This window comes from Clostridioides sp. ZZV15-6597 (assembly GCF_020657815.1).
Taxonomy (GTDB): domain Bacteria; phylum Bacillota; class Clostridia; order Peptostreptococcales; family Peptostreptococcaceae; genus Clostridioides.
In genome coordinates, this window is record NZ_JAGWCT010000001.1 from 74,340 (window position 1) to 98,255 (window position 23,916).

Annotated in this window: 30 protein-coding genes; 3 read left to right on the forward strand and 27 right to left on the reverse strand. The window is 27.0% G+C overall.

The window, feature by feature from the left end; translation table 11 throughout:
- Nucleotides 1–465: 465 nt before the first annotated feature.
- The 5 genes from KGF52_RS00425 to KGF52_RS00445 form a co-directional block, all read right to left on the reverse strand.
- Nucleotides 466–744 (reverse strand): hypothetical protein, encoded by a 279-nt coding sequence (locus tag KGF52_RS00425; protein WP_227838755.1) that lies wholly within the window; start codon nucleotides 742–744, stop codon nucleotides 466–468.
- 267 nt (nucleotides 745–1,011) lie between these two features.
- Nucleotides 1,012–1,149: a hypothetical protein gene (locus KGF52_RS00430; protein ID WP_227838756.1), complete on the reverse strand. Its 138-nt coding sequence runs from the start codon at nucleotides 1,147–1,149 to the stop codon at nucleotides 1,012–1,014.
- Between the two features lie 575 nt (nucleotides 1,150–1,724).
- Entirely contained in the window at nucleotides 1,725–1,898 is a 174-nt protein-coding gene (locus KGF52_RS00435) for a hypothetical protein (RefSeq protein ID WP_021387274.1), read from the reverse strand.
- Nucleotides 1,899–2,188: 290 nt separating this feature from the next.
- Complete coding sequence (locus tag KGF52_RS00440) at nucleotides 2,189–3,499, reverse strand: phage tail tape measure protein (RefSeq protein WP_227838757.1); 1,311 nt, start codon at nucleotides 3,497–3,499, stop codon at nucleotides 2,189–2,191.
- 62 nt (nucleotides 3,500–3,561) lie between these two features.
- The gene (locus KGF52_RS00445) at nucleotides 3,562–4,575 is read right to left on the reverse strand and encodes a CFI-box-CTERM domain-containing protein (RefSeq protein ID WP_227838758.1); all 1,014 of its coding nucleotides are present in this window, start codon (nucleotides 4,573–4,575) and stop codon (nucleotides 3,562–3,564) included.
- A 216-nt stretch (nucleotides 4,576–4,791) separates the two neighbouring features.
- Between KGF52_RS00445 and KGF52_RS00450 the strand changes: the two genes are divergently transcribed.
- Nucleotides 4,792–5,004: a hypothetical protein gene (locus tag KGF52_RS00450; RefSeq protein WP_227838759.1), complete on the forward strand. Its 213-nt coding sequence runs from the start codon at nucleotides 4,792–4,794 to the stop codon at nucleotides 5,002–5,004.
- On the opposite strand, the gene KGF52_RS00455 is transcribed toward KGF52_RS00450, so the two are convergent.
- The 8 genes from KGF52_RS00455 to KGF52_RS00490 all read right to left on the reverse strand — a co-directional run bounded on the left by KGF52_RS00455 (nucleotide 4,994) and on the right by KGF52_RS00490 (nucleotide 12,014).
- Nucleotides 4,994–5,143: a hypothetical protein gene (locus KGF52_RS00455; RefSeq protein ID WP_227838760.1), complete on the reverse strand. Its 150-nt coding sequence runs from the start codon at nucleotides 5,141–5,143 to the stop codon at nucleotides 4,994–4,996. The genes KGF52_RS00450 and KGF52_RS00455 overlap by 11 nt on opposite strands.
- Nucleotides 5,144–5,204: 61 nt before the next feature.
- Nucleotides 5,205–5,738, reverse strand: a complete 534-nt coding sequence (locus KGF52_RS00460; protein ID WP_227838761.1) for a type III toxin-antitoxin system ToxN/AbiQ family toxin — start codon at nucleotides 5,736–5,738, stop codon at nucleotides 5,205–5,207.
- 369 nt (nucleotides 5,739–6,107) lie between these two features.
- Nucleotides 6,108–7,562: a zinc-ribbon domain-containing protein gene (locus KGF52_RS00465; RefSeq protein ID WP_227838762.1), complete on the reverse strand. Its 1,455-nt coding sequence runs from the start codon at nucleotides 7,560–7,562 to the stop codon at nucleotides 6,108–6,110.
- A gap of 108 nt (nucleotides 7,563–7,670) precedes the next feature.
- Complete coding sequence (locus KGF52_RS00470; RefSeq protein ID WP_227825787.1) at nucleotides 7,671–8,444, reverse strand: hypothetical protein; 774 nt, start codon at nucleotides 8,442–8,444, stop codon at nucleotides 7,671–7,673.
- Between the two features lie 20 nt (nucleotides 8,445–8,464).
- Complete coding sequence (locus tag KGF52_RS00475) at nucleotides 8,465–9,652, reverse strand: ATP-binding protein (protein ID WP_227825786.1); 1,188 nt, start codon at nucleotides 9,650–9,652, stop codon at nucleotides 8,465–8,467.
- A gap of 320 nt (nucleotides 9,653–9,972) precedes the next feature.
- A complete protein-coding gene (locus KGF52_RS00480; protein ID WP_227825785.1) occupies nucleotides 9,973–10,761 on the reverse strand; it encodes a BRO family protein in 789 nt (262 codons plus the stop codon).
- A gap of 121 nt (nucleotides 10,762–10,882) precedes the next feature.
- Nucleotides 10,883–11,053, reverse strand: a complete 171-nt coding sequence (locus KGF52_RS00485) for a ribbon-helix-helix protein, CopG family (protein ID WP_227825784.1) — start codon at nucleotides 11,051–11,053, stop codon at nucleotides 10,883–10,885.
- Nucleotides 11,054–11,183: 130 nt separating this feature from the next.
- Nucleotides 11,184–12,014, reverse strand: a complete 831-nt coding sequence (locus KGF52_RS00490) for a phage antirepressor KilAC domain-containing protein (RefSeq protein ID WP_227825783.1) — start codon at nucleotides 12,012–12,014, stop codon at nucleotides 11,184–11,186.
- Between the two features lie 260 nt (nucleotides 12,015–12,274).
- Between KGF52_RS00490 and KGF52_RS00495 the strand changes: the two genes are divergently transcribed.
- The gene (locus KGF52_RS00495) at nucleotides 12,275–12,685 is read left to right on the forward strand and encodes a helix-turn-helix domain-containing protein (RefSeq protein WP_227825782.1); all 411 of its coding nucleotides are present in this window, start codon (nucleotides 12,275–12,277) and stop codon (nucleotides 12,683–12,685) included.
- A 112-nt stretch (nucleotides 12,686–12,797) separates the two neighbouring features.
- Here KGF52_RS00495 and KGF52_RS00500 read toward each other — a convergent pair whose 3' ends face one another.
- The 6 genes from KGF52_RS00500 to KGF52_RS00525 form a co-directional block, all read right to left on the reverse strand.
- On the reverse strand, nucleotides 12,798–13,511 hold the full coding sequence (locus KGF52_RS00500; protein WP_227828975.1) for a BRO family protein: 714 nt from the start codon (nucleotides 13,509–13,511) through the stop codon (nucleotides 12,798–12,800).
- A 577-nt stretch (nucleotides 13,512–14,088) separates the two neighbouring features.
- Nucleotides 14,089–14,247 carry a hypothetical protein gene (locus KGF52_RS00505; protein WP_227828976.1) on the reverse strand — a complete coding sequence of 53 codons (159 nt, stop codon included), beginning with the start codon at nucleotides 14,245–14,247 and terminating at the stop codon, nucleotides 14,089–14,091.
- Between the two features lie 169 nt (nucleotides 14,248–14,416).
- Nucleotides 14,417–14,689, reverse strand: coding sequence for an STAS-like domain-containing protein (locus KGF52_RS00510; RefSeq protein ID WP_022620941.1), 273 nt, complete (start codon nucleotides 14,687–14,689; stop codon nucleotides 14,417–14,419).
- Nucleotides 14,690–14,703: 14 nt separating this feature from the next.
- Complete coding sequence (locus tag KGF52_RS00515; protein ID WP_022620940.1) at nucleotides 14,704–15,621, reverse strand: hypothetical protein; 918 nt, start codon at nucleotides 15,619–15,621, stop codon at nucleotides 14,704–14,706.
- Nucleotides 15,622–16,113: 492 nt separating this feature from the next.
- The gene (locus KGF52_RS00520) at nucleotides 16,114–16,287 is read right to left on the reverse strand and encodes a hypothetical protein (RefSeq protein WP_227828977.1); all 174 of its coding nucleotides are present in this window, start codon (nucleotides 16,285–16,287) and stop codon (nucleotides 16,114–16,116) included.
- A 119-nt stretch (nucleotides 16,288–16,406) separates the two neighbouring features.
- On the reverse strand, nucleotides 16,407–16,694 hold the full coding sequence (locus tag KGF52_RS00525) for a hypothetical protein (protein WP_227828978.1): 288 nt from the start codon (nucleotides 16,692–16,694) through the stop codon (nucleotides 16,407–16,409).
- Between the two features lie 183 nt (nucleotides 16,695–16,877).
- Between KGF52_RS00525 and KGF52_RS00530 the strand changes: the two genes are divergently transcribed.
- Nucleotides 16,878–17,129, forward strand: coding sequence for a hypothetical protein (locus KGF52_RS00530; protein WP_227828979.1), 252 nt, complete (start codon nucleotides 16,878–16,880; stop codon nucleotides 17,127–17,129).
- A gap of 59 nt (nucleotides 17,130–17,188) precedes the next feature.
- Here KGF52_RS00530 and KGF52_RS00535 read toward each other — a convergent pair whose 3' ends face one another.
- The 8 genes from KGF52_RS00535 to KGF52_RS00570 form a co-directional block, all read right to left on the reverse strand.
- The gene (locus KGF52_RS00535) at nucleotides 17,189–18,250 is read right to left on the reverse strand and encodes a CFI-box-CTERM domain-containing protein (RefSeq protein WP_227828980.1); all 1,062 of its coding nucleotides are present in this window, start codon (nucleotides 18,248–18,250) and stop codon (nucleotides 17,189–17,191) included.
- A gap of 198 nt (nucleotides 18,251–18,448) precedes the next feature.
- Nucleotides 18,449–18,652, reverse strand: a complete 204-nt coding sequence (locus tag KGF52_RS00540; protein WP_227828981.1) for a DUF4236 domain-containing protein — start codon at nucleotides 18,650–18,652, stop codon at nucleotides 18,449–18,451.
- A gap of 86 nt (nucleotides 18,653–18,738) precedes the next feature.
- Nucleotides 18,739–19,773: a YHYH domain-containing protein gene (locus KGF52_RS00545; RefSeq protein ID WP_227838763.1), complete on the reverse strand. Its 1,035-nt coding sequence runs from the start codon at nucleotides 19,771–19,773 to the stop codon at nucleotides 18,739–18,741.
- Nucleotides 19,774–19,862: 89 nt separating this feature from the next.
- Nucleotides 19,863–20,321: a hypothetical protein gene (locus KGF52_RS00550; RefSeq protein WP_227838764.1), complete on the reverse strand. Its 459-nt coding sequence runs from the start codon at nucleotides 20,319–20,321 to the stop codon at nucleotides 19,863–19,865.
- Entirely contained in the window at nucleotides 20,322–20,771 is a 450-nt protein-coding gene (locus tag KGF52_RS00555) for a hypothetical protein (protein WP_227838765.1), read from the reverse strand.
- 14 nt (nucleotides 20,772–20,785) lie between these two features.
- Entirely contained in the window at nucleotides 20,786–21,574 is a 789-nt protein-coding gene (locus KGF52_RS00560; protein WP_227838766.1) for a phage tail domain-containing protein, read from the reverse strand.
- Nucleotides 21,558–22,967, reverse strand: a complete 1,410-nt coding sequence (locus tag KGF52_RS00565) for a hypothetical protein (RefSeq protein ID WP_227838767.1) — start codon at nucleotides 22,965–22,967, stop codon at nucleotides 21,558–21,560. The genes KGF52_RS00560 and KGF52_RS00565 overlap by 17 nt, the downstream gene beginning before the upstream one ends.
- A gap of 133 nt (nucleotides 22,968–23,100) precedes the next feature.
- Nucleotides 23,101–23,916 carry a hypothetical protein gene (locus KGF52_RS00570; protein WP_227838768.1) on the reverse strand — a complete coding sequence of 272 codons (816 nt, stop codon included), beginning with the start codon at nucleotides 23,914–23,916 and terminating at the stop codon, nucleotides 23,101–23,103.

Below are 23,916 nucleotides of genomic sequence, written 5' to 3' on the forward strand. Positions count from 1 at the left end.
GGATGGAAAGTCTTTTAAAACTTACCTTCACCTCTGATTAGCATATTTATTAAAATAAACTTAGCTTCCCAGATTTTCTCTCTGTTAATAATCTTAATTCTTCTATGGCAGTTGAATTAAGACGGCAATTTAAATTTACCTGATTCCAATTGTCCATAATAGCCATGAAAGTATTGATGTGGTTTTTGCCTGAACAAAATCTTCAATTAAGTTCGCTATACTTAACCCGTTCTCTTATGAACTGCTATATGTTTCCATATAGATGAGACTATATCTTCATCCTATAAGGATGCTCCCCATTTCCATATCCAATAGCTTGATATGTACGGTTTATAACCTAGTCGTTGAACCTTACTCTCTTGAGTCTTGGTTGCTGATTGTCCCTATCTTTTAGATTGTTACACTTTGGTACTAAAATCCTAACGGGAGTTTCCAGCAATTAAAGGAGTTTATCATTATATATTACTATATAAGGCGACTAAAATTAATCGCTTCGGCAATACCACTTTTTTGATTTTTAGTTAAGGCATCTTCTCCAACACTATGCCATTTCTCTGCCAACTCATCTAAAATTGACATCATATCTCTTACTTGGCCAGTTTGCTTATCTAACACATTTATTTTAGCTGTTTCTTGTAAGGTTTTTGCTGTTTTATTGAGTGAAATTTCTCCTGTAGAGGCGGAAGCCTTGATACCACTCATATTTATACCAATTGTTTTGAGTGCTGTACCTACTTTTTCCAATTTGTTATCCTACAGGCTTTTTATCCTATAGTTCTTATACTTCTTCTTTGTATAAGTTCAGCATATATTTTCATCTTCAGCATTATCTGTTAAAATGGAGGACACTCGTGGGAAAATTATATTCTATACTATTTTAAACATAAAAATAGCATAGGTTCATTTCCTATGCGTTACGGTGATTAAAGTCTTTTAATTCTTTAATTTACCTCGGTGTTAACATCTCAGCATCCACCGATTTTGCCCTCTCATAATATTAATTATTTCTAATTAACACGCCAAAAATTTAGCATTTTGTACAGATTCATTTCCTCCAATTATCAAAGCAACAGAGTCTTCCATTGAAACACCTGCTGATGACAACATACTTGCACTTCTTTGTAATGCAGCTCCTACCGATATCTTCACATAGATTCGTTACTTCTATGCAGTTCTCTTATGAACTTCTTTATATTTCTATAAAGACGAGACTATATCTTCATCCTATAAGGATGCTCCCCATTTCGATTCACTTGAATCTACATAATAGTCGTTGAACCTTCTCCTATACGGAGCTTGGATGCTGATTGTCCAATCCAACTAATTTTTAAACATTCACATTTATCGTTTCCAATTATGTTGTAGTCTAGTTAGCTCTAAGGAGTTTCCAGCAGTTAAAGGAGTTTTTAACTATATATTACTATATAGTGCGACTAAAATTAATCGCCAGTTGTTATTGCAAAATTATTCTTTTACACCCTCGATTTCTCGATATTTAAAAGGGAATAGACTATACCATCATCCATTTAGAATGCTCATTGGTAGTCGTTGAGAGCTTACCATATTCTTTTTTTTGAACTTAGGTCTATCTCTGCTGATTGTCCAATCCTTAATGTTTTCAGATGATATATAAGTTTCCAAATACATCTACTAATTAAGGCTCTAAGGAGTTTCCAGCATATTCTGAGTTCAGTTGTACATTACTGTACAAAGGGGCTATTTTGTTAACCTGCATAGTTTGATAAATCAAGAAACTTTGTAAGATTATCATAATCTTTACTCATTCCTTTGATTTGAACTCTAGTATCTTTAATTGGTTTTAATGCTTTTGTCATTCCACCATAAGCGGACATAACACTAGTTAAGTACTTATCGGCAGTTTCTTGGTCTAAATCCAATTGTTATTAACTCAAGGTTTTTTATCCTTGACTCTGGAGGTTTCCCTCATTTGCATCAGTTGGTCAATTCCAACTCAGTTTAGCATATCTTTTTTACTTATAATTAAATCATAAAGTAAATGGGAACTCTTGGAGATATTATATTCTATTTCTAGTTTCAATCTCTATGCGTTGCGTGTGACCAATCTTTTAAAATTAGCCTTCCACTCGGATTGGCATTTTAAAGCTTTCCCGTTTCTTTCCCATTAATAATCCTAATTCTCCTATGATTGTTGAATTAAGACGGCAATTTATTCACCAACATTTGCAAAAACTGCTGATTGTTTAGCTATCTTCAAACTGTCTGATACGGATTTTACACCAGTTTGCAGAGCTTTAGATGCCCCCTGAATTATATCTTCTGATGCTCTAGCCGTATCTTTCCCTATTGAGATTGCTTCATTTTTTACATTCTTTAATTGCTCACTTGTTCCTTCAAAATTATCAGGTGCTACTTTCATCATATCTCTTAAAGCACTATCTAATTCAACAATAGTTGTTTTAATATTTCTTACACCATTTGTAATAGACATACCTATCATATTACCTAAAGTATAAGTTCTCATCGAATTATATAGGTCACTAAAAAATCCACTTGTTGCTTTTACACTAGTTCCTAATCCTGTGAAATTAGATTTCATATTGCTTAATCTGCTTTTTATTGAATCTAATTCCTTTACTTTTTGACCTAGAGGCATACCATTTAATTGCATTAATTCTTTTTCTAGTTTATCAATTCCAGCAGTTGATTGACCCAATTCTAAACATTTTTGTCTAAGCCTATTTAAATCTGAAATTACTTTGGAAAGATTCATATTGAACTTAGCATCTAATTTAGTATTTTTAGTAGCATTTTCTACTTCTTTAACTTTATTTTTTAATTGTTCTAGTTTTTGTATTTCTGATTGTATTTGATTAGAAGTTAGATTTTTAAGATTCAAATTTTGAATTGACTTTAATGAATTTGATAAAGCTTGTAGTTTGGATGTATCTGCATATCCAGACTTACCCAATGTTTCTATTTTATTGGCTAATTTACCAGCTTCATTTTGAAGAGTTTTAAATTGAGAAGCCATTTTTGTATTCATATCTGGTATTTTCATATTAGCCAACTTAGACTGAACATTTGATAAATCTGATAAAGCTTTTGAATTTAGACCACCTAATTTAATATTAGATAATCTTTTCAATTCTCCTGATAATTTGTTAATTTCTCCTATTTGCTTATTGTCTAAAATATTTGTCTGAGTAAATTTCTTTAATTGTCTTTGAGTAGACTCTATTTTTTTCTTAAAGTTATCGTATTGAGAAGTTAATTTGTTTATATTCCCATTTGAATTACCTTTTCCACCAAATAATCCATTTTGGGTTTCCCTACTAAGTTTATTAATTTGTTTTAATATGTTCTCTAATTGTTTTAAATTGTTTAATGAGGATGTATTCATTTCTACATTTAATTTTATCTTATTTTCTTTTGCTGACGCTTGTAATGATGTCAATTGTTGTCTTGCTTTTTTATCATCAAGCTCAATACTGGTCTTAATTTTAAATTCTTCTGCCATTTAATCACTCCTTTTTTAAGCATAAAAAAAGACAACCTTAATTGATTGTCTTAATATCTTCTTTATTTATTTAATTTGCTTACAATTTTATCAAGTATATTTCTTACCAAATTATTTAATCTGTCTGCATTTTTTAACCATTTAGCAATTGGAGGACTTAAAGTATAATATACTTTTATAAAAAGCCTTCCTAAAAAAGACTTTCTCAATGTATTATCTCTAAAATATCTTAAAACCAATACTTCTGGTGCGTCATAAGAACCATATACAGCAGTAGCTATATAACAACCCCCAACTTGCCTTGTCATATTTATTTCAGGTTCTTTATAATATTTATCATATTCTTTTATTTTTTTTACTGTCTTATTATAAATAATCTCTATTCTATCTTTTGTATCATTATCTAAACATGCATTTTCACGGTCTTTAGACATCTCAATACAACAAGAAATAACTAAATTTAATAAATTCAAATAAAAAGTCAATGTTTTATTATCTTTTAAATCACAATAATTCTCTAAGAACTCAATATCATAGAATAAGATATCCATACATTCAATCAGATTACCCCAATAAAATTCAGCAGCATCGACACATTCCCAATTCTTAGAATAAAAATTACTTGCAGAATAAAAGATATCTTCTGAGACTTCTTGTAAGCCTCTTACTATCCTATATTTATGTTTTTTAATTTTTGATTCATCTACTGAGTTTTCATTCAATAATTTCCATGATTTATCTATATAAGATAAAGCTTCATTTTTACGCATATCTGATAAATCAGAACCTTTTATAGCACAAATTCCTTTAAAAAATAATGCTTTATAATCATCAGGATTATGTTCTAATAATTTACAATAATAATCATATGCTTCATTCATATTACCTGCTTCATATGCAGTTTGTGCTAACTTTAAGATATTTTCTATATTATCTGTATTGTTCATTTGAATTGCTAAATCAATATTTTTTAACGTAATCTTATTTCCACAATTAACACAAAAACAAGTTTCTTTAGAATCATCAACTTTTATTATTTCATTACAATTAGAACATTTTACTTTCAATATCCCCATAATACATCCTCCCCTATACTCTGATAATTCAATTATATCAAGTCTAAAGGAAAATTTATACTACAAAAGGAAATAGAAGCCAAAACTCCTATTTCCATAACATCATTTATTCTATGAGAGTAGTTTATTTTTTACAATTAACTATTAAATCATGATATAATTTTTTTAAAGAGTACTTTAAACTCTAATAAATTCTATTATAAGGAGGAGATTATTTTGATTAACACAGATTTCAGTAAACTTGGTACATATGACAAAGATTGTGATTTGGTGGATTTTTGTGATTCTATTTGTGATGGTATTTATGGTTCATGTAAGGCTGGGGCTTCTATTGGTGCTCCAAGATGCGATGCAGGTAAAAAAGCTCAATTAATATTGCTAAACAAAATTAGTGAACAATTAGAACGACTTTTAAATACTAACGAGTAGAGACTTTTTTAGAGATAAGTTCTTTTTCTAATTGTATCTGTGACAGCTTTTGAAATATATTCTCAAAAGCTGTTTCATCATTTATATTTATAAATTCTTTATATTCTTTTACATTATCAAATTCTAATGTTATTTTCATATTATCATCTCCTTTAATTAATATAATAAAAAGCCTACTTAAAAGTAGACTTTCTAAATTTCTATCCATTTGTTGCTAAACTTGTAAGTGCCACTTCTTGTAACACTTCGTACTCTTCGTATTTTTCTTCTAATAATTTAAAGTCACAGCTATTACTAACAAGTTGAGGACTAAGCTTTTTTGTAACTTTAGTATATGTTCTTTTTGCTAAATTTAATATTTTTTCTATATTTTTTAAACAAAATTGATATTCTATATTTAATAAAGTTCTATATCCAACATCGTCTTCCTTAGATATATCCTTATATTTTAAACAATGTCTAGGAACTGGAAACATATAATTAAATCTTATAGAAGATTTAACATCTCCTTTTTTATCTTTAATTAATATATTTTCCTTTTGTTTTATTTTATATGAAGATATAGGTGCATAGTAGTTAAATTTATCAATATTAAATACTACTCCACATACAAATTTATCATTTTTATTGTATTCATAATTTGGAATTTTAGTAAAACCTCTTTTATTTATCTCAGCTTTCCTTAGAAACTCCAAATAGTCTTTATCTACAGTATAAAACTTTAACCCATCCATTGTAATCCTCCATAACATAAGAAAAGATAAGGAATTAACCTTATCTATTATCCATTAAAATTCACGCTTAAAGTGGTGAGACACTCAACATTAAACAAGCTCTTAAGGTGGCTAAACACCCTACATTAAAATTCACGCTTAAAGTGGTGAGACACTCAACATTACTTTGTAATTTAAGTATATCATATTATAGACTTAAATTTAATAATAAAGCATACTTAAAACAATGTTTTTTATTGCACATTGTGAAGCATCTTTGTGACATGACAATGTTTCAGCCGTACATTGTGAAACGTATTTAATAATTGTACTTATATGGTACCACATTATAGCAATTAAGTCAATTTTTATGGAGGTTTAATTTTGCATTTATTTTCCTATTTCTCTATCTAATATTTCTTCTATATTATCAAAATCCCAATACCATATTTCTAATAACTTATATCCATTATTTTTAGCATATTCTCTTTTTCTTCTATCATGCTCTTGTTGTCTTTTATATTGTTCTTCATTTGGCATATTTGAAGTTCCATCGTGAAATTCGCCCTGATATTCTATTAATAACTTATATTTTGGAAAATAAAAATCATATGATAAGTTCCCACCCTTTAAACCTGTTAAATTTTTGAATTGCTTTTCATAAGTATATTTAATATTATTTTTACTTATCCATTCAACTATTTGTTTTTCTCCTTCAGACATAGAACATTCATTGCATAAAACATTTTTTCTTCTTTTAATATCTGCCACTACTCTTTCAAATTCTTTTCCACATTTAGGGCATATAAATTTATATTTCTTACCACTTGATTTAGAAACTTTAAAAGGTGATATTTCATTATTAAGACTCCATGATTGTGATAAATCAAAATTACTGTATCCGAATGAATCATATACATGAATTTTGTATCCTGATGATGGACTGCAAAAACTACATCTTTTCCCATTAGTAAAATGACTACAACTAATTAAATAACTCTCATGATATTCTTTAATCTGACATTTTATCCACACTTTTTTATGTGTACTTTTGCTTATTGAAAATGGATTAACTATATTTTTTTTATAATCCCAGTATTTTATTAAAAAATCTTTATCAGTGTTATCTATATGGTAATTCGCAAATGAGTCTTTAAAATGTATTTTCTTTGAAGAGCAATATGGACATCTTTTACCAGACACAAAATTACTACATGATATACAATAACTTCCATGATAATCCTTTTCTATACATTTAATCCAAATTTTCAAATCTTCTTTTTTAGAATTTTTAGAACTTCTATTTTTGCTAATATGATATGGATTATCTACATTTTTTTTATAATCCCAATATTTTTCTAGTGGTTCACATAATTCTTTTTCAATGTAATATGCAAATGAATTTTCATATGACCCACAACATTTATCACACCTTTGGTTTTGATTTATAAAGTTATTGGCATTTACATTGTAAATTCTTCCACAGAATTTATGTTTGATTTCTATTCTTACTTGTCTATATGCAACAACTTCGCCGTTTGGCAATATATCTCCTGATAAAAAACATCTTATATATTCATATTCTCCATCTTTTTCAACTTCATATTTATATCTTTCTTGTATTTTTATTCTTTTACATTTATTGCACCTTAAAGCTCCTTTTCCTTTTATGGTCTGCCAAGTTCTCTTTTCTATTATATTTCCACACTCACATTTCCATTTATGATTAAAGTTATTCCCACCATATACCTCATCAACCAACTCTAAATCAACATCATGTTCCTTCAACAACCTATTAACTTCATCTCTCCACATACCCTTCTTCAACTTAACATCTTTAACCATAATCTCACCTTCTCCAAAAGGAAGGTAACCTAAATTACCTTCCTTTTATCCTAAATCACCTCTATGTAGTCTATCATGTAGATTTAAATGAAAATACCCTAAATTGATTTATAGATTTATAGGTTGAATAACTATTGTTTCTATATTTTTATTTTCATCACATCTAGTATATGTATTAACAAATGCCAATTTATTTTTTATAACTCTATTTTTATCATATATAAAGAAAAATATATTCTTATAGTTATAGTGAAATCCATCTGAACCTATTTCTTCTGTTAGCTTCTTTTCAGTCATAGATTCTCTAGAACACTTAACTTCTATAACTAAGTCATATTGTTCTATAAATATATCATATCTAATGGACGCATTTCCTGTATCATCACTGACCTCTACTCTTGAGTCTGGAAAAATAGGTTTTATAATTGAATATAAAATCCTCTGAACATCATATTCATTTCCTATTTTTATATCATTTAATTTATCTTTAGTTATATGTGCCTTCCCATGAGTATTAGCTTCATACATTTCATATATATGCATATAGAAATTACTCAGCACATTTCTTATAATCATTTTAGCGACATCTTCAGTAAATACACCCATATTACTTAAATTAGTTTTATTTTCAATGTTATTTAACAATGACCTTAAGTAAGTAGTTAACCTAGACTTAGCAGATAAGATACTTTTTCTAGTAGCCATATTAGAAAAATCATTTTCTTGATACATCAATAATCTATCAATATCAGATTTTTCAGTTTGGCTAAAAGGAATATTTAAACTATCTATATTGTCTATATACTCTTTAATTAGTCTTATATCACTCATTGCTTCTAATTCATTAAGCAAGTTTGAAATTAATTCTACTTTTTGACTCAATTTAATTTACCCCATTCTAATTAATATGTTCCCCATCTCAGATAAAATAAAAATAATGGGTCTAAAATATGAACTACATTATCTTTCCATTCTAGTACTTTATAAATACCATCCTTTTCAGTTATAATGTTTTGTATTTTATTAAGTGATTCTCTAATGGTTTTTTTATCTGGCTTTTTTATATCACATATAATTAAATCATCTATTCTTCTTTTAAGTTCATCTAATGTTAATCCAACTAAAGGAGGATTTTTCCTTATAGATTCTACTATTAATCCGTATATATCTAGTTCTTTATCTATATTAGTTTTATACAACTTTCTCTTATTTCCTCTTGGATTAGGGCCTTCCTTTAGTATTTTTACAACATCATTATAATTTAAATTTATAGTTGTAAACTTATATGCTATTTCCAAAACATCTTCTGGTACTTCTTTAATATTTCCCGCATCTGAATCTATTAATGTGCATATGCTTAAACATATATACTGCATTAATTGAGGAGAGGTTAAACTTTCTATAGATATCTTTCTCGATATATCGCTTTTTATATTTATACCCAGTTCTCGAAATCCTTTTATTGCAATTTGTTCTAGCTCTGATTCTTTCCAAGGTTCTATGTTTATTGAATTAATCCTACCTGTCAAGTCTGCATTTTTTCTTATAGCATCATCTGCTCTATGAGGAAGTGATATTACTATTGCTTTAAACTCTTTTCTTATAGCATCTTTCAATTGCTGAGCTATATGTATTTGAACATCTTCTGAAGCATAATGAAAATCATCAAGTACTAACACTAATCCATTATCTTTAAAATATTCGATTACTCTGTCTTTATTTAATACAAATTTTTCAGATTTATTAATTTCTTTTTTTGATTCCATATTTCCCTTTAGATTTACCTCTCCAAATTCTCCACTAACAGATAAACCCACTTTCACTCCTATAATGTTCCAAAAATCTTCGCTATCTTTAAAATCTACTCCCGACATTTCTATAAGATTTTCTAAAGCTATAACTTTTTCACATAAAACAGTCTTACCCATCTTAGATGGCCCAATTATAGAAGTCAAATAACCAGAAACCTTTAAGGCTTGTCTTAGTCTAAGTTCATAGTCTATATCTAAATCAGTTGATTTTCTTGATACATATGTATATTCTGGAAAAGCACCTGGCTTAAAAACTTGTTCTGCCAATAATCTATTCATTTTATCACTTCCATTCATCAAATATCTATTATAATATATAAATTTATTCTTTATTTTATATATTAACATATTTAAGTTGTCTTATACATATTTAAGTATATTTTAAGTATGTTAAAGTACTTATTTATAGTTGAAAGTACTTTAACATATATAATACATACTATTCCACCATATATTTAATCAACTAAATCTAATTCCATTCTAAATCACCTTCCACATAATTACTTAAAAAATACAGATACAAAAGAATATACTATACTCACAAAACCATCATCCAACAAATCAATTAATCTTTTCAATTCATCTCTCATATTACCCTCCTAATGAGTCCAAGTATATACATCTTCCATACTCTCAATTCCATCTATCATAGCATGAACCTCGTTAAATTTAGTAACTGGTATATCTTCCCACTTAGTCACATTATATTTTGAAAATAATCTTGTAACTGCTGTTCTATATGTATAATTATAAGCATTAATATCGTGGCCTTCTATTTCTGATAACTTTGCTTTTAGTAATTTAGATAACATCATAGTATTTTTAGTCTTAAAGCCTATCATTTCTTTAATCTCTTGGAATTGCTTATCTTGTTTTTTATATTTTTTATCTAATTTAGTTTCTATCTTATTAAATCTACTATCTATTTTTTTATCATTTTCTATTGCAACTTGTTTAATTCCAGCAAGTATACCATTGAATATCATTGGAGCAACTGTTTTTTCTAAATTATTTATATTCATATCATATGAACCAGTTTTTCTTATAGTATCTACAACATCCCATACCCAGTCCATAAAATCATCAGCTTTGGGTTGTCTGCTATATCTGCATATCTCCATTACTCCTTTTGTATTATAAACTATAGTATCTCTTAGTACTTCTCTATTCCCCTCAACTGTAACCAACTTGACTACAGTTGAAAATTTATCAAGTCTATCTTTATTACGTTCATGTATTTTGCTTATTGCTATTCTTGGTTCTGAATATTCTAAAGCCATTCCTATTTGCTCTCTAGTCATTAATATGTCTTTAGTATCATTTTCATAAAAATTACACTGTACTCTTCCAAAATTTTCTGATTTAACTAATTCTAAATTATTCATCATATAAAATCCTCCCTAAATTGATTGTAAGAAGTATCACTCTATGATAGAATATTTCATAGAGAATAACTTCTTGTATAAAGTAGTCCATTTGCTTTGGTCGGTGTGTGGGCTACTTTTTATTTTATTTTTGTAAAAGTAAATGGATTCCCTGACGTATAGCCTCTGCTTTTGTAAGGTTATTTTTTTTGCAGTACTCCTCTAATTTTTTATGAGTTTCATTATCCACTCTAACCTTAATGTCATTTGTCTTAGGGCTTCCAACAACAGGTCTTCCCATTTTTTTAGGACTCATATCATCACCTCACTTTTGAGTTCCATAATTGGATTATATAGTTTTGGAACTCAAAAGTCAATGTATTATCCAAATTTTTCTGATTTTTTAAATCAATTAATCTTTTTAGTTCATCTCTCATGTCATTCATCTAACAAACTTCTTCAAGTTCTATAATAGGTAATACTCCAATAGATTTCAATTTCTTATATATCATCAATCTTCCTTTTTGAGTCCACTTAGTATTCATTTTAATATCAGGAGTTCCATCAGCCTTTACAATATCTATTGTTTCTGAGTGAGTATATCCTTTAGCTTGATAATCGCTATACAACAGCCATTGTCCGCTCTGCTTGAATTGAATTCCTAACTCATGTAGTTTCTTATTCATAGCTTTACCACTCATTCCATAATCTTTAGCTATTTGAGTAATAGTCACCAACCCTTTATTTCTAAGTATTAAGTCTGTATAATCTGCCTTTGGTTTAAGTTCACCTATGATTTGCTGTTGCTTATTATTTGTTACCTCTAAAGCTTTTCTCTTTTCTCTCTCTTCTTTTAGGTCTGTGGCAAGTCTTATGATTGTGTCTGGATTAGATAATATTTCTTCTATCTTTGTGTCAGTTAGATATGCTCCATGTTTACGGATAGTTGGTATTACATCTGTAGCTAACCATTTTTGAAATTTTAATGCTGCTTCATTTTTAGCTTTCATTCCTAACATGTAAAACAATGATTCTGGTATGTAATCATCTTTCGCCCACAAGTGGTCGAAACCAAACTCCTTAGAAAAATCATTCATTCTTTTCCATCTTACTGATTTATATTCTTTTTCACCTTTTCTCTCTACCTTGCACCATCCAAATCCTATAGCTGTGTCTTCAGCATTAATACCTATACTTCCGTCTTCATAACTTATGGTTCTAACACTTGTACCTAACTGTTCATTTGTAAATACTTCATTTCTTTTTTCATTACTCATACACACATCTCCCTTTTATTTGAATTTTTATTAAGAGACTGATATAATAAAATTAGTGTTATTGATTATTATATCAATCTAATTAAAGGTTCTACTGCTCGGCAAAGTTTGTAGAATCTTTTTAATTTCACACATTTAGTTGTTTTATAACCTTTATCGTGTGATTTATTTATATCATATATCATTCGTTTTGTGTTGTCAAGATTTATTATATTATATATCACCTTTTTTGTGGTATAATACAAGAAAGGAGTGATATCATGTTTGGAGAAAGATTGAAAGAATTAAGGCTTAAAAAAAAATTAAAACAATCTGAATTAGGTAAAGAGATAGGTATTTCTGCAAGCACAATAGGTATGTATGAACAAGGTAGAAGATTTGCAGACCAATCTACGTTAATAAAATTAGCACAATATTTTAATGTTACCACTGATTATCTTTTAGGATTTTCTGAGACAAACTACTCAGTTAATGCAACTATAGCTGGATTATCACCTATTCGAGAAGATGAAATTATAACTAATGAATCCATAAATGAAACAATAAAATCTAAACAAAAAGATGTTCTTATAAAAAAGTTATATTCAGAATCTCAGAAATTAAATAACAATGAATTGGAAGCAATTATTAATATAATTAATATCTTTAATAATAAGAAAGAGGATGATTAAAATACATTCTTCTCTTCTCACAATTATACTTGTCACACTTATGTCATCATTGAAACAACTATAAAACAACATAAAATTATCCATTTTTAAAATCCCTAACACTGGGGATTTTCTAATTCTTCCAAGTATATATATCATCTACTTCTTCCAAACTGTCAATCAGAGCATGTACCTCATTAAATTTAGATACAGGTATATCTTCCCACTTAGTTACATCATATCTTGCAAAAATTTTAGTAGCTGTAGTTTTATAATCATAATCATTTGCATTAACATTATATCCTTTAATATAAGATAATTTTAACTTTAATAATTTTGATAACATAGCTATATTTCTAGACCTAAATCCAATTAAATTTTTCACTTCATTAATTTTATTATCTATTTTCTTATCATTTTCGATTGATAATTGTTCAAAACCTGCAATCATACCATTTAGCATGATTGGTATTAATATGTTCTTTATATTATCATGATTCATATTATATGTACCAGTTTTTCTTATAGTTGGTAACACCTCATCAGTTACCCAATCTTGAAATCTCTCAGCTTCTTCTTTTCTTGATTTAAATATTAGTTTATATACTCCACTTTCAGTAAGAAATTTCTCTCCTGCATTATTTAATTTTCGGATGTCCGAGATAAGGACATCTGAATTTCTTAATAATATAGCTTGTTTACTATTCATTTTAGACAAATGGTTTCTTGTTGCACTTTCACTTAGTTCTAGACATTTTGCTACATGCTTAGGATTAAATAAAATCTTTCCTTTAAATTCAAACACTTCAACTTCTTTCCCTTCAAATATCATTAAGTTGTTACTCATAAAAAATCCTCCCTAATTAAATTGAAAAACATAAATATTCCTTCTCTGTTCTTACTATACTTTTATAATACTATAAAACTTCTCTGTTCTCAATACTTTTTTAAAAACTTTTAACATTAGTATACTTCAAGTATATTTAAAATGGAACATTTCAGATATATTTGTTAATACATAATCTTTCAGAAATTATATTTATAAGTTGTTCAAATTTAATTACTATATAATACTATTGAATTATGATATAAAACAGAAAGAACCACTTTTTAATTATATAAAAACTTTTAATATTTTTAAATTTTAAATTTAAGGCTAGTTAGAAGCTACGGAATTTAATTCACATGATAAATCATTCCAGTAAATCATCTACTCTCAAGTAATAGCTCCTCAATCCTATCAAACTCAAAGTGGTGACCACTCAAACATCAAAATAAGCTCTTATGGTGGCTAAACACCAAACAAAGTGTTCCTCTCAGGAACACTTGTTGAAATTCCAATACTTTCAATCATAAAAATCAACCTTTTATGTTCGATTCTAAGCAATAAAGGTATAAACACAAGCAATCATTTTTGCAAAGCCTTAAAAAGTCCTACACAAGGTTATAATTTTCAAAAGTCTTTCATTTCTTTCTATTTCCTTTTGACTTGGCTTCCTGAATACTTGTTTTATAAATAATTCAGCATCTTTACCTGATAGTTCAGGAGTTGCTTGTATTGGCTTAAATTTATATTTACTCATATTATCACCTCCATAATTTTTAACACATAAAAATAACCCCTTATATTCAAAATAGTAAGAGATTATTTTTTATAACTTTTAAAAAATATATGTACTACTTTATAAGATAATATTAATTATTTTTTTTAATCTATCTTGAAAAATCATTTTCACAAAATATATAAACATATTAATATTTTCTTAGTACAGACTTTATAATAATTCTTATATTATCATTTGTATCTTTAAACTCAGTATTATTAACTAATGTTTGTAGCTCCATTTCTTCTAGTATCTTACCAAAACATTCATCAGCAAAAGAATTTGAGATAATTGATACACCATTAAAATCGAAGATTACTTTTTCCCCTTTTTTTATACTATTTATTATGTCAGTTCTTATTTTTTTCCCTAATTGTCTTGTTCCTAAAGACTTTCCAAATTCCAAAAACTTTATAATCATAATTTTATCACTCCTTATAAATATCCATTTAAAATATCATCTGATTCATTAACAGAGATTGGAATGTTTTCTTTTCCATCAAATATATCATTAATATCTACACTTTTATTTGTATTTATATTAAAGTAAACAATTAATCCTTGCCAAAATCCAGAAGAATAAGTTTTTATTCTTCCATTATTAATGCTTAATGTACTATTACCTGAATGCATAGACATTATTCCTTTATTGTGTTTCATAAAATTTGAAGTATGATATAAACCATATCCCCTCTTTTGAAACCTTGAATTCTTTTCTTTTATTGAACACTTTAAAGCATCACTCTCATTTATATTTTTATATTCTTCTTTACCTGAATTTTTTAACGTACTATATATACCCAACCCGCTATCTACTATTGCAATTTTTAGTATATTTTTCTGAGGGTAATTTTGAACTACAATGTAACCGCCAATTGGAGATTCTGAATGCTCATTTATATTATCAACAACTTCAAATAAGCAATAATTAAGACAATCAAAAACAGTATCATGTAATTCAATATTACATTTGATTACATTCATTATATTATTAACTATATAATTTGTATTTGTATTGTCTATTCTTGTTATTTCAATGAATTTTCCACTTCCATTATGCCTATTAAAATTTTCTATATAATTATATCCAATTTCATTGTAAAAATTAATTCTTGAAACATAATCATTTTCGTTCAATATTTTCTTTACCACTTTTATTCCTTTATATTCTAAAAATTTAATCCAAGAAACCAGTATACATAGGTATTCAGGAAATATCATGCCATTACAGTCTATGTTTAAATATAAAGTATCATTACTTGATAATTCCTTATATTTATCTAATACATTTAATAAACCTCTTATGTTACCTATTTTACTTAAAGTTATACACTCAATATTCTGAGAATTCATATAAAGCACCTCATTTGCTATAGTATTAATATTATTATAACAAATAAGTTAACCAAAAACATTTTTATTAATTAAATTTATTTACTATTCTATCCTTTTACTTTTAATTATATACAACCTATAAAATATTTTTATATCCCTATGAATATAATTTTATATTTTATCAAAATCTAAAAATCCATTTACGTTTTCAAATTTTAAATTCAGTTACATGTAGAAATCTCTTCAATTTAAAAAATAATCTAAATTGATTATCTTTAATATTTATTAATACATCTTGATATTTATATTACAATAGAATAAACCTTCCATTATCCTAAAATAATAGAAGGTTTATTCTATCTCCACACCTTAAAGGTGTACTATGGCCACTCGCCTTATCTATATTAATATTATTATATCAAGAATCCTTCATAATTGTTTATTTATTAAGATTTTTATCAATTATTGTTATAATTAAACTATCTGAGGAAGTCATCTCTAAGAGATTTTTTAAAGAGATAAGTATTGTTCTAATAATCGCTCACATCTTGCCATTGCTTCGTTTGATGCTAAATCTTTATCTATTGGAAGAGGTTTATTTTCTGATAAGTAAATATCATTAAATTTATCTATTTCTTCTTTTTTATTTATGACTATTCGCTTATCAAATGATACTGTTGCCATAATATCACCTACCTTTACATATTTGGCTTATTTTAAGTATACATCTAACAATTTAGAATAGTCAAGACCATTACTATTATAAAAATAATTATAAATAAATGTACTATAAATTTTACAATTTAATCTCTAAGACCTATCTTATAACTCCTAAATTCATCATCTACAAAATAAATTATATTGTTAAACATAAAGAAGCTATAATCATTTTTCTTTGCCTGATTAGCCATTTTTATTATATCTCCAGTCCAAATATCATCATCATAACTATATATTAAATGTTTTGGAATATTGACTTTATTGAACAATGATTTGTTTTGGAAAATTTCCTTATTTGTATAAAGATAATTAAATTTCTTAATAAAATCTAAGCATTCATGACTATCTTTAAATTTAAGTATTAACTCCATACTTACACCTCCTTAATGTAGAAACAAAAAGATAACCACCTCTCTGTATTTCAAATATTTATCTTTAAAATTAGATATGTCATACATCTGTCATCATTGAAATCACTAGTTTATATTAAAATAATTTCAAATTACCCATTGTATGGTTTATAATAAATATATAATATAAACTGGAGGTATCTCATGAAAAAGAAATCCTTATCTGATTTAGCATTAATAATTTCAGTAATATCAATGATATTAGTAATTTTAGAATTATTAAATATAATTAAAATACCATTAATAGTTATAACCTTATTATTCATAACCCTATTAAGTATCATGACATGGATAAATTATAAAAATAATAAAAAGATACAAATGTTTATTGGAATTTTAATACTTATCATATTTATTATTTTTATAATTCATAATTTACTTTTTAATAATATGTAAAAATATTATATTTTTTAAATAAAAAAAGACAATCTTAATTGACTGTCTCTATTGAATCACTATTTATTACTTAATCTATGTACAAACTTATCAAGAATATTTTTTACTAATAGATTTACTTTCTTAGCATCCTTTAACCAATTTGCAACAGGTGGACTTAAAGTATAATACATTTTTATAAATAGTCTACCTAACAAATGGTTTGCTAATGTATTATCTCTAAAATATCTTAAAGCTAATACTTCAGGTGCATCGTAGGAACCATATACAGCAGTAGCTATATAACAACCTGTATTTATTCCAGGAGCTTCATAGTCTGGTTCATATTTTTTTATATCTGACACTGTCTCATTGTATAATGTAGAAAGTTCACTACGTGTTTTTGTTTGCACTTTAATATATTCCACAATCTCTTGATTTTTATCATAATTAAAACCTTTTACACACTTACGAATTTCATAATACTCTATGATACATTTAATTAGACTTTTAGCAGAATCTAAGTATATATTTCTTAACCCTTCATCTTCTCCAATTCTATAGTCTTGTAGAAAATTAGCATTATATGAAAACATTTTTTTACATTCTTCTAAATTATTCCAATACAAATATATATGATCTTCAGAAGTTTGATCTGTAAAAAAGTATCTCTGAGCATAATTAAATCTTTCAATTGCAACATTGTATAATTCAGTTGTCATTATACGTTTCTGTCTAAAAAGTTTTTCAGTATTAGGATTAAATTTTACAAATAAGTCCCAAGCTTTTTCTATATAATTTAAACACACATCTATATTTAAATCCTCTAAATCACAATATCTTATCTCTGAAACAGCTTTAAAAAATAAAGCATTATAATCATCTGGATTAGATTCTAGTATTGTGCAATAGTAGTCATATGCTTGGCAACAGTTGCCTGCATCATATTCCAATTTAGCTAATTTTGCAAGTTTTCTATATTTATCACTTTTATACATATCAAAATCAGGAGATGATTTTTTTAGATTTATACTTTTTAAATCTATCCTTTCTCCACAATTTATGCAGAAACAAACTTCTTTAGAATTGTCTACCATGATGCTTTCTTTACATTTAGGACACTTCACTTCCTTTTGACCCATAATATCCCCTCACATTCAATATTCTATAGTTAATAGAATTATAGCATATATTGGCATATTATGTATATTTCATACTCACCATTATTACGGCTATATATCAAATCATTTTTATAAAGCCTCATAGGGTTATAAACTATATAATATCTTTAAAATAAAAAAGACAACCTCAATTGACTGTCTTTTAATACATATTTCCATCTATTTAGATTTACGTTTCTTTGTGCTAGTTTTTGTATATGATATTCCAGTTCCAGGTATACTCAATGTGGCTGATTTTCTTCCTTTTGAGTTAACTGACACTCGAGCACCTTTAACACCAGCACTTATTCCTACACTTTTCTTTCCTAAATTTAATTTTACTCCACCACCTAGATTTATACTTTTTCTAAAATTAAATCCCATAGATGTAACCTTCCCTTCTATATTTCAAATATTTATACTTAAAATTATATTTGTCATACACTTGTCATCATTGGTATATCTAACATCTATATCTTTTTACGCTTTTTCTTTTTATATACTACTCCAGCAACTACAGCTGCTGTTCCAGCTCCAACCCCATAAGTAGCATTTCTACTTTTCTCTTCTTCTCTTTTTTCTAACCCTTCATCATATACACCTTTTAATTTAGTTTCAATAGACTTCATTTCATCTGGCACACTAAAATCTTCTTCATTGTAACCTTGATTATATACACTTTCTTTTACTTTAGGTAACTTAACTTTACCATTATCGTATCCTTCTTTAAACCAATTAGAATATTTAACATTACCTATAGTTGATGTGTCAAATTTTTCTCCTTTGATAGCACTCTCAAATCCTTGAGTAGTATAATCATTTTTCAATTGTTCTTGTATTTCATCATAAGCATTATTATAAGCATCTTTAAACTCAGAATCTATATTTTCTTCAAATGTCATTTTTTCTTTATCTTTATTACTGTCCTCTATCCCTTTAGCTTTATATTCTTCTATCTTTTTAGTCTTATATTCATTGTATCCAGTTGAATATCCAGTATCATAAGCACTTTTTAAAACTTCTTTTTCATAAGTATTATTAGGTTTAGCACCTGTAAGTCCTAAATTATATCCAGCCTCTTCAGCTGCCTTTTCTTCTTCTTCTAATTTAGCCTTGCCTTTTTCATATCCTTCTGAGTACTTTGATTCATATGTATCGCTATAATCTCCACTATAACTTGGTGAACTATAGTTTCCTTTATAACCATCCTCATATCCTTGATTGTATCCTTTTTCTCCAACAGATTTCTTTTGTTTTTCTTCATTATTAACTGAAGTCGTTGTTCCAGAACTACTTCCACCTCCAGTATAAGGACAAACCCCATTGTTATGTAAATGAGCTGGATATCCACCACAATGATAGTGATAACTTCCTAAACCAGACTTATTTTTGTTATCACGATGACCTCCTGATGAATCGGTTCTTCCTGAATGAGCGTATGAAAAACTCCCTATACTAATCATAGTTATACTCATTACTACAGCTATTAACTTTTTCTTAAACATAATATATTTCCCCCTAAAATATTCTATGATTTTATTATATCAGTCAATATATTATGTTTAAACCGTTAAAATTCGACAAAGATAAAACATTATTCTATTGGTACACCTAAGCCATTCACTGTAGATTTAAAACATAAAGGAATCTCAGCTCTTACTTTAGTCTCACTTTCAGTCATTATATTTGTTTTTGGTCTAAAATTAGGTTCTTTTCTAGTACCACCTGCACCCCAAACTGTCCCTTTTTCTAATCTTTCCATTGGAAATGCTGAATCTTTACTAAACGCATCAAACCATTTTCCATTATTTTGTATCTCAGATGTAACAAAATTAGAAGACATATCAGTAACATCTACAGCATTTAATAAGTCATAAGTTCTGCCACCCCATAAATCAGGATGCCATACACCGACTGGAGTATAACCAGAATAAACTTGTTTCTTTATTTCTTCTTTCATTATCTCTTTCATTTTTTTACCAACTTCAGGCATAGATGCTTTAATCTGATTTTTAGTATAAGCAACTAGTTCGTCTAATGATTTAAATACCATCTAACTCACTACCTTGTCTTTGATATTATTCATCTTTTCAATTTCCTCAGTCTCTTTAAGTACTCTATCTTGTAATATTTCATTTTTTAACTGACCTAACTTAACCTCAGTATTCATTAATAAAGATGCAGTTAATTCATTCTCTATTTGACCAATATGATACATTACAATCTCTAATTCACTAGATACTTCACCATTTTTCAAATCTTCTATCTCAACATTTAGCTCTATATTAGTCAACATATCAATTAGCATTTTAAGAATATCTTCTTGAGACAATGCTAAATCTGGATTTTCCATACCAGCCCATATTTTATTTAATATCTCTTCTTTAGTTTTCTTATCAGGATTTCTAACTTCTATATATTCTTCTTTTCCATTTTCATCTGTAAATGGTATTATTGCTCTCACTTCATCTTTCATTAATTTATCTACTTGTATTTTTTTCATATTATCATTCTCCCTTATTTTATTATTGGATATTTACATTTAATAGCAACTTTGCAGTTACCAGTAAACTTCAATATATTTACACCTCTTCTTAACCTAATCCACTTTCTATTAACAATATTAAATCTATTCTCTCCATTGTCGTTTAAAACAGTATAGTACAAATTATCTATTGTTATTTTTTCGTTTAATTTCAATCCAGTTATAACTAAACTATCTTCTTCATTATCACTTATAGTAGAATTTCTAATAGTTATATCTCCTTCTTCAAGACATTCAATATCAATTACTGGAGCATATTCTTCATCTACATTAGACACATTATTTAGTTTAATTTCTCTTGTATCCTTGACAGTTATAACCTTTTGAAAGCTTCTATAAGCATAATTTGTATATGGCTGAAACTCTATTTCTAACACGCCATAACCTAAGTGATTAAATTTTTTAGTTATTTTTTTCATTTTAAAATAATAAACATTTTCTATATTATCTTCACTAATAAATTCTTTAAATTCTGAGGTTGTAAGCCATCTACATATATCTTCCAATATGTAATCATTCCACACTTCTGGATTATTGTATTTATCAACTAAACATATCATTACTGTAACAGTTTCTACCTCAGATTCATCTGAAAAATAGTATGGGTTATTATTAAAATTAGCTTCCGACTTCAAAGGCTCACTATAAGACAATCCATAGTTATTTAAAATATCAGAATCCATAGTTACTAAAATCACACCATTATCTCTATTATATCTTCCATTAAAGTAAAAATTTTCTGAATTAAAAATAATACTCATCCTCCTTATTGTTATTTATAACAATACACCCATCAAATAATAACATCTTATTTTTCAACCTATCAGATATATTTGAATCAATTTTATTATTGTTTTGTTCTATATTTCTATAATAAGAACTTCTTGAAATGCTTAAAAATTCACATAAATGATTTATCGAAGGAAAGTTTATTTTTTTACCATCTGGAAATACCAATATTTTTTTACTGGATTTGATTTCAGATGCTTGAATGCTAGGATTATAATTACAAATCTTTAATTCCGCTCCTATTTTTAAATATCTACATATAGTGCTAATGTTTAAATTTAATATATGTCCTATTTTTTTAGTACTTCTAGTTCCATTATTCCATAGTTCCCATGCTTTAACACATAGACTATTCTGACTTTCTTGCCATGCTTTATTCCAGTCTATATTACTTAAATCTAATATATTTCCTAGCGACTTAGTAATATTTTCTTTTAACCAAGCCAACTCAGAATTTCTACAATCTATAACTATATATTTTTTTTCTTCTATTCCATTTTCTATAGCTAATTCTTTTTTAAATTTATCATTGATTTGTTCTTCTTTTAGACTTCTTACTTTATTTTTTACGCCCTTTCTAATCATTTGTTCATAGTGTTGTTTACCATGTGTTTCAATTATTATATTTAATTTCTCTATATAAAAATCATATCTTATATTCTTTGTTATCCATAAAAAATTTAAATTCGATAGTTGTGTAATGAATTTTAAATTTAACTGATTTAATATGCTAGACATAAATTTTTCTGGTACTGAAATACCATCTGAACAATATTCACAATTATAATTATCTTTATTTGAAAACTTAAATAGATTTTTGGGCTTGCTACTAATTTTATTACATCTGGGACATTTGAAATAAAATCTTTTATTTGAATTGGCATATATTAATTTAGGATTAACATTATTTTTATGCTCATCCATATATATTAAATTTGCTATATGTTTATTTTTATATAGAATTGAATTTTCATATTTTTGACAACACTTTGGGCATCTTTGACCTGTATTTATAAAATTATTTGCATTTACTTCATATATGTTACCACAATACTTGTGTTTTATTTGTATAAAAGGATTATATACTATTTTTCCATTTGGTAATTTTTCTCCAGCTCTAAAACTTTTTATGTATTCATATTCCCCATCTTTTTCTACCTCATATCTATATCGGTATTCTATTTCTTCATATTTACATTTTTTACACTTAAACATCTTATCATATCTTATATTATGCCATTTTCTATTTTCTATAAGATTTCCACATTTACATCTCCAATTATGATTATATTCTTTCCCAAAATAAACATTATCAATTAATTCTAAATACTTATTTATTAAATTGTTTACTTCTTGCTTACTCATTCCTTTTCTTATTTTTATATCTTTCAGCTCTATAAAAAATCACCTTCTTTCATTTTTTTAAGTTCAAATCCGATTAAAACCACATTTAAACGTAAAAAAATAACCCCTACTCAATTAAGAGTAGGGCAATTCACTATTTCTTAGATTTAACATCCTTTTCATCTATTAATTCAGCACCTAACATAGTAGCCATTCTAACAGGGCTAACATCTTCATCTCCAACAAAGGCAAATACTACATATTCTTTATTTTCATCTGGTAAAACATCAAGAGTCATATTAAATCCAGATGGATTCTCAGCAGTAAGATTTAATTCTATACTTCTTTGTGCTTTTGCATTTGGTATAGTCATATATAAGACCATATATTCACCATCAGCAGTTTTAGCCATAACATCTGCTTCTATTATATAGTTTGGAGCAGTAGACTCTTCTTTTATTTTTATAACTTTTGCTTTTGGTAGTTCTTCTAAATAGAATACTGCAACTTTATCACCTGCATTAAAATCAGCAGTAGATATTGTTATCTCTGTGTTAGAACCTGTTAAAGTTGAAGTAAACTGTAATTTCTTAACTAAAGATATACCATCTTTTTCTACGCTATATACAGATATACTATTAGTAACTGGTTTTATATTTTCTAAAGTAACTTTCTTAGTACCATCAGAAGTTAGTAATTTTCTTTTACCAACCTTAGCAGATTCTTCAACCATATCAGAGGCTAATAGCATTGCTAGTTGTGGCATTTGTATTACCTCTTGCTCAAGCGATAAACTTGCTGTTATCGCTCCATCAAATGCAATCGTGTTTGCCCCTTTTGCTTTTGCATAAACTGATTCTGAATCCAATTTAAAGTTAAAAGCATTTAAATCTGCTGTATAAAAAAGTGGTTCCCCAGTTGTTTTGTTTTTTACTATTATATTACTTGCATCTTTTATCGCAAATCTCAT